Raw genomic sequence first — 5240 nt, 5'->3', positions numbered from 1 at the left:
GCCCCGGACGGTGAAGACAATAGTCCTGGGCATCTGTTCTTCGAACATGACCGAGCACACAGCAATCCCCCAACATGTATGAATCAGCCCCCAATTTCGATCTGCGACGCCGTTGTTGGGATGAACTCCTCTTGTTGGTCGAGCGAAACAGGCCCCCCGCCACCATCGAAATCCACAGTCCATGCAGTAGGAGAGCCTAGAGCGGAAGCAGGTTCCCAGCTAATCTTGGCCGCATACTCCTCGCCAGGAAGGATGACCCGCTCCGAGATTTCACTGAACACAACTTGCCCTGAGGAGCTCAGGTCCATGACGGAGATCTGGTTCACCCTGCAAGGCAGGAAACTGTGGTTGGTGATGCGGATTTCAGCATGCACTCGTGAGCCAGACGCAGGTTCCTCCTCCTGGTCCACCGGGGCCAGCGCGGCCGAGACTCTTTGTGCGCCGCAGGTCGGCGCGACGACGGCGGACACCCTACTCACGTCGCCGAGGGCGGCCGATTCGCTTGGCGGAGACCATGCACCCACCCGGCCAGTTCCGGAGGGAAAACGCAAAGGATCGCTGGTTGCGCCATATCCAAATTGGGCGCGAATCGGATCGATGCCACCCAGGGTCACATCCACCCGTTGCTGAGGCCCCGGCGGCTCGGACGTGGGCGCCCAGGACATCGTCGCAGTGCTGGATTGCCCGGGCTTCAGGCGCACCGCGCCAGTCCCGCCGCCCAACGAGACCACCCGTGATTCCCTCTCGTTTTGAAACCTGATACCCGGTGTCCCAAGCAGATCACATGAACTGGTTCCATAATTGCGAACCGACAGGCGCGCGCTGTCCTTGGCACCTGACGCCTGAAGCTGATCTACCACTACTTCTATGTTCTCTGGTTCGCACGCGAATGTTAGATCTCCATTGGCGGGTCGCGACCACGGGTGCTGGCTCGGAGGGTGCTCAACTTCGTTTGGCAGCGCATTCGAAGGAGGGTCGTCCGGAACCCCGGGGAGACAGCCAGTGGGCTGGGGTTTCAAGTGAGCGCCTTCCACCTGCACGTTCGTGCAGACGTGCTCCCACCAGGATTCCTCCTCGAAAGGATCCGCCCCATGGACCAATCGCCACATCACCACATCCGATTCCCCTCCTGACCCCATCTCGTACGCGAATGTCCCCCCAGTTAGTTCATCTCTTCCGAACAGTGGGCCCGGCATCTCCAACGCATTCCGCAGGTCGGCAGGCGCACTAAGGTCTCTGCCCGCAACGGCCCTCTCCCACGCTGCCAGCAACGGCGAATACGAAGAGTCGATTGAGCGTGCTCCCGATGGCGCGCACCCTGTGGCAACCATGAGCAGCATGCATACCAACCACGCTGTCCCGAGGCGAATCAACCGTCGGCACTTCATCTGACCCACCGCTTGCTGCCCCGGGACACCCTCATTGCAGGCCCTGTGCTGCTTGAAGTACCTCCAGCATGATGGGAGTGCCGGTAATTGATCCAAGGTCACCGTCCTCCACGAAGACTGCTACCGCGAGATCGCCGTGGCCCGCAATGATCCAAGAGTGGGTGCGAGGCGGGTTTTCATTCCCATATTCTGCCGTGCCTGTCTTTCCGATGGCGCTGTCTGGCTCCAGGGAACCCAGCGCTTTCAGGTGCCCAGTGGACACAACTTCCCGCTCCAGCGTTTTCAGGTCTGCCGCCTCACTCGTCTCCAACGGATGACTGGACGAGGGTTCCGATGCAGGTTCATGGCCCAGGATACTGGGCTGCACCAGCTTGCCTGCCTGAACACTGGCCTGGAACCTGGCCATCCCGAAGGGAGAGACCAATGTGCGGCCCTGCCCGAACATGGCGGCGACATGTTCTGCCGCTGGTTCTTCCGTGGGGATGCTGCCCGAAAACACAGGGATTCCCGCGTTCATCTCCACTCCAACGCCGAGAGAGTTGCCGGCGTCCGCCAAATTCTGCTGGCTAATCCTTTCGTGCTGGGCGGCGAACGCCGTGTTGCACGAATGGGCCATCGCCTGCCGCAGGGCAACGCTTCCCTCGAACTCCCGCGGATAGCCCGAGAAGTTGGCCACGTTCATTCCCTCAGCCGAGTACGTATGAGGGCAATCGACGATCGTGTCGGGTGTGTCTCCCTCCCGAAGCATGGCTAAGGAGGTCGCAACCTTGAAGGTTGATCCGGGCGCGTACTGACCCAGGGTCGCAGTGGGATAACCCTTCGATCCCTCTCCGTTGGCCACAGCCAGGACCGCGCCGTCCGAAGGTCGCATCGCCACGACAGACGACGGTGATTTGATGCCTTTCAGTGCCCGCTGTGCCGCCTCCTGAAGACCACCGTTGAGTGTTGTGTGCAGATCCTCTCCCGGAACAGGCCCCTGGGCCATGAGCTGGTGGGTTCGTCCCGTTTTGAGGCTGCCGTCTGCGTGGACGCCGATGCGGTCAACGACGACTCCCGGTTTTCCCTGCAAGGTGGCCTCATGCGCTTCTTGTAGCCCCCCACGTCCGATCTGGGCACCACGGGTGAGTTTGCCTCCCGACTTCTCGATCTCCTCGGCCGTCGCTTCGCCGACCGACCCGAGGGTCTCGGCGGCAAAACCCTTGGTCCGGCCTAGAACGCGGGCGTCCTTCGTAACTAGGAGCCCGGGGATTCTCTTCATACTCTGGGCGTCGAGCGCCCGGAAATCTTCTTCCCGCAATGCAATAGCTTCTACCCACGCGTTGTCGTCAGCCTGACGCACTGATTCCCGGTAGGGCTCGGGGTCAATGCCCACAGCCTTGGCCAGTGCGGTGGCCGAACCCTCCCGCTTCTCGCGGGGGACCTCACGGAGGTCTAACCCTACGCGGTGAATGGTCTGTTTCATGGCCAGCGGCTGGTCGCCCGCCCCGAGGATTTTCCCACGCTCTGGTTGGACCGTTTGGATACGCAGGACCTCATCCTCTGCCAGCTCGGGAGCGACAAGTGACGGCTCCCAGGTGGCCTTCCATGTGCCGTTGGACCGCTGGAAATCCACACCGGTGGCGTAGGTCCAGTCTTCCTGGGTGGCAGGCAGGTCCCATCTCCAGGTCAGCTCTCCGTGGGCAGTCTGACCCTGGTTGCTCACCCGACCCATTTGCACGTCCGGTACAATGCCCCCCGTCATGCGAAGGATGCGATCCAGCTCGGCCTGGACCTCCGAGCCACCCGCGTTCGAAAATTCGAGCCCAGAGACGTCCCGGGCGTGCAAGCCGTGCGCAAGTGCCTCAGCCGCATCCTGGGGCTCATTTCCCGGCAGCACTGAGCACCCACTGAGCATCAGGGCAACGACGACGCTCATCGCGAGGCGGTCGTGGCGTCGAGTACGTCTGGGTGAGGTAGCCATATGGTCGTGCTCCATCCTGCAGTTCATGTCATGGCCCAATCACGCTATGAGAGCCGCTTGCCATATGTCCAAGACTTTCATAGGGCCAATACGTTATCTTCAAAGCTATGAGACGCGACCGAACAGGAAATCTCCTCCGCTGGGTTGAAGACTTCCTGGTGGTTGCCGAAACGGGGCACGTGGGCCGCGCCGCGGAGGCACTCGGGGTGTCCCAGCCCCCTCTGTCACAGACCATCCGCCGGCTGGAGACTGCTGTGGGTGACGAGCTGTTCGTCCGCCACGCCCGAGGCGTTTCGTTGACCCCAGCTGGTGAGGCGTTCTTGCCCCTGGCCCACGACCTGGTGTCGGCCCAACGGCGAGTGCTCACGCTGGGCAACGACATGGCGCAACGCACTGGTTCGGTTCAAGTGTGGATACCCCGGTCCTTGCCCGCCGCCTGGGTGAGTGCATGCCTGCTCGACACCGTGGCCACCTTTCCGCGAGCCGAGTGGACGGGGGCTTCGTCCGCAGACATCGTGCGCCACGTTCGTGAGAACACGGCGGCTGTGGGGATGGTGGTGGCCCCGATCGTGACCGACGAGTTAGTTTCTCTACCTGTAGTCGCGATTCCCCAGGTTTTGTGCATGCGTCCTCTGCCCGACGCCCCCATACATCAAAACGATCTGAGGCACGCTGTCCCTTCCGAGATGCTCGTGCCTCCTCGAACCGATGGACCGGCGGCATTCGATGTGCTGTCCGCCGAGCTCGAAGCGCTTGGTGTGATCACTCAGCTCAGGCAGGAGGTGGACCCCCTGAAGATTGCCGCGGAGATGCGCACGCTCGGTGCTGCCACTCTGATGCCGAGTGAAACACCCGGATTCGGAGGAGCTCCCCTCGAGGCGGGGTTGCTGCCCCTCAGATTGCGCGTCACCCACCATCCTGATGCCACACCACCGGCCCGGGATGCGGCAATGGTGCTTCACGACTGCCTGGGGAGGTTCGCTGCACATGTCCGGTGAGACGTGGAACAGCGCGGGGGTTGATGCCGCACTGCGCCAGCTTGGACGCGAAGTGGCCGAGTTTCTGCAGAGCGAAGACATGACGGGCGCAGTATCGGCCCGAGTGATCGACGCACCCGAATTGCCAGTGTTCTCCTTTCACGAGGAGGAGGCCTTTCCGGCCGCATCCTTGTACAAGCTCGCGGTCATGATGGCGTTCTGCAGGGAGGTGGATCACGGCGTTCTGGAACCTTCCGCTCTCGTCGACCTCTCCCCCGCAGACAGAGCCCAAGGCCCTACCGGCCTCGCTATCCTCGAGGACACGGTACGAATCTCGTGGCGGGACCTGGTCCGCCTGATGATGTCCATCTCGGACAACGCCGCCGCAGAATCTGTCCTGCGCAAGGTGGGGACCAGCCGGGTCCACGAAACACTTCGCCTCATGGGTGCCACGAGGACAGAGATCCGCCCCACTCCGCCGAGTGGAAATGGCGCGCCCGCCTCCTTTGACGACGAGGGCAGAGACCGTTATCTCATGCCGGACCCGGTGGAGTATGACCCGCTGTCTGTCTCATCCACCACAGCGTCGGACCTTGTCACGCTTCTATGCGCCATCTGGCAGGACCGCGCGGCCTCGGCGGAACAGTGTGCCTTCATGCGGCAGGTGCTCTCTCAACAGGCCTGGGGTCATCGATTCGCAGAGGCGTTCTCCTACCCAGGCGTCACCGTTGCGGCAAAGACCGGTTCATTCGGGTCCCTGAGTCATGAGGCGGGGGTGGTCTCTCACCCGGGAGAAAAGTCAATAGCCGTGGCGGTTCTGACCCGTTCCGTGCGGCGTGAGCGCCAGATTCCCCTGTCTAACAAGGTAGTGGGCCAGATCGCCCGCCACTGTGTCCGCAACTACCGTCAGTTCCT

4 protein-coding genes are annotated in these 5240 nt (G+C 62.3%); 2 read left to right on the top strand and 2 right to left on the bottom strand.

Annotated features, from left to right (window positions below; all coding sequences use genetic code 11):
* Positions 1-83: 83 nt before the first annotated feature.
* Both RF650_RS13465 and RF650_RS13460 read right to left on the bottom strand, forming a co-directional pair.
* Positions 84-1109, bottom strand: coding sequence for a DUF4232 domain-containing protein (locus RF650_RS13465; protein WP_368815170.1), 1026 nt, complete (start codon positions 1107-1109; stop codon positions 84-86).
* A gap of 310 nt (positions 1110-1419) precedes the next feature.
* Positions 1420-3303, bottom strand: coding sequence for a penicillin-binding transpeptidase domain-containing protein (locus tag RF650_RS13460; protein WP_368815169.1), 1884 nt, complete (start codon positions 3301-3303; stop codon positions 1420-1422).
* A gap of 152 nt (positions 3304-3455) precedes the next feature.
* Between RF650_RS13460 and RF650_RS13455 the strand changes: the two genes are divergently transcribed.
* Complete coding sequence (locus tag RF650_RS13455) at positions 3456-4346, top strand: LysR family transcriptional regulator (RefSeq protein WP_368815168.1); 891 nt, start codon at positions 3456-3458, stop codon at positions 4344-4346.
* A partial coding sequence (locus RF650_RS13450; protein ID WP_367402572.1) for a serine hydrolase occupies positions 4336-5240 on the top strand: 905 nt, incomplete at its 3' end. The genes RF650_RS13455 and RF650_RS13450, both read left to right, overlap by 11 nt.

The sequence above is a fragment of the Kocuria sp. CPCC 205297 genome (genome assembly GCF_040981035.1).
Lineage (GTDB): Bacteria > Actinomycetota > Actinomycetes > Actinomycetales > Micrococcaceae > Kocuria > Kocuria marina.
The sequence above is the reverse complement of the archived record's forward strand: the minus strand, read 5'-3'. Positions and strand labels throughout refer to the sequence as shown.

Excerpts from the sequence above, each read along its gene's own strand:
- RF650_RS13460 (WP_368815169.1), bottom strand. The coding sequence starts at position 3,303 with ATGAGCGTCGTCGTTGCCCTGATGCTCAGTGGGTGCTCAGTGCTGCCG.
- RF650_RS13455 (WP_368815168.1), top strand. The coding sequence starts at position 3,456 with ATGAGACGCGACCGAACAGGAAATCTCCTCCGCTGGGTTGAAGACTTC.
- RF650_RS13465 (WP_368815170.1), bottom strand. The coding sequence starts at position 1,109 with ATGTGGCGATTGGTCCATGGGGCGGATCCTTTCGAGGAGGAATCCTGG.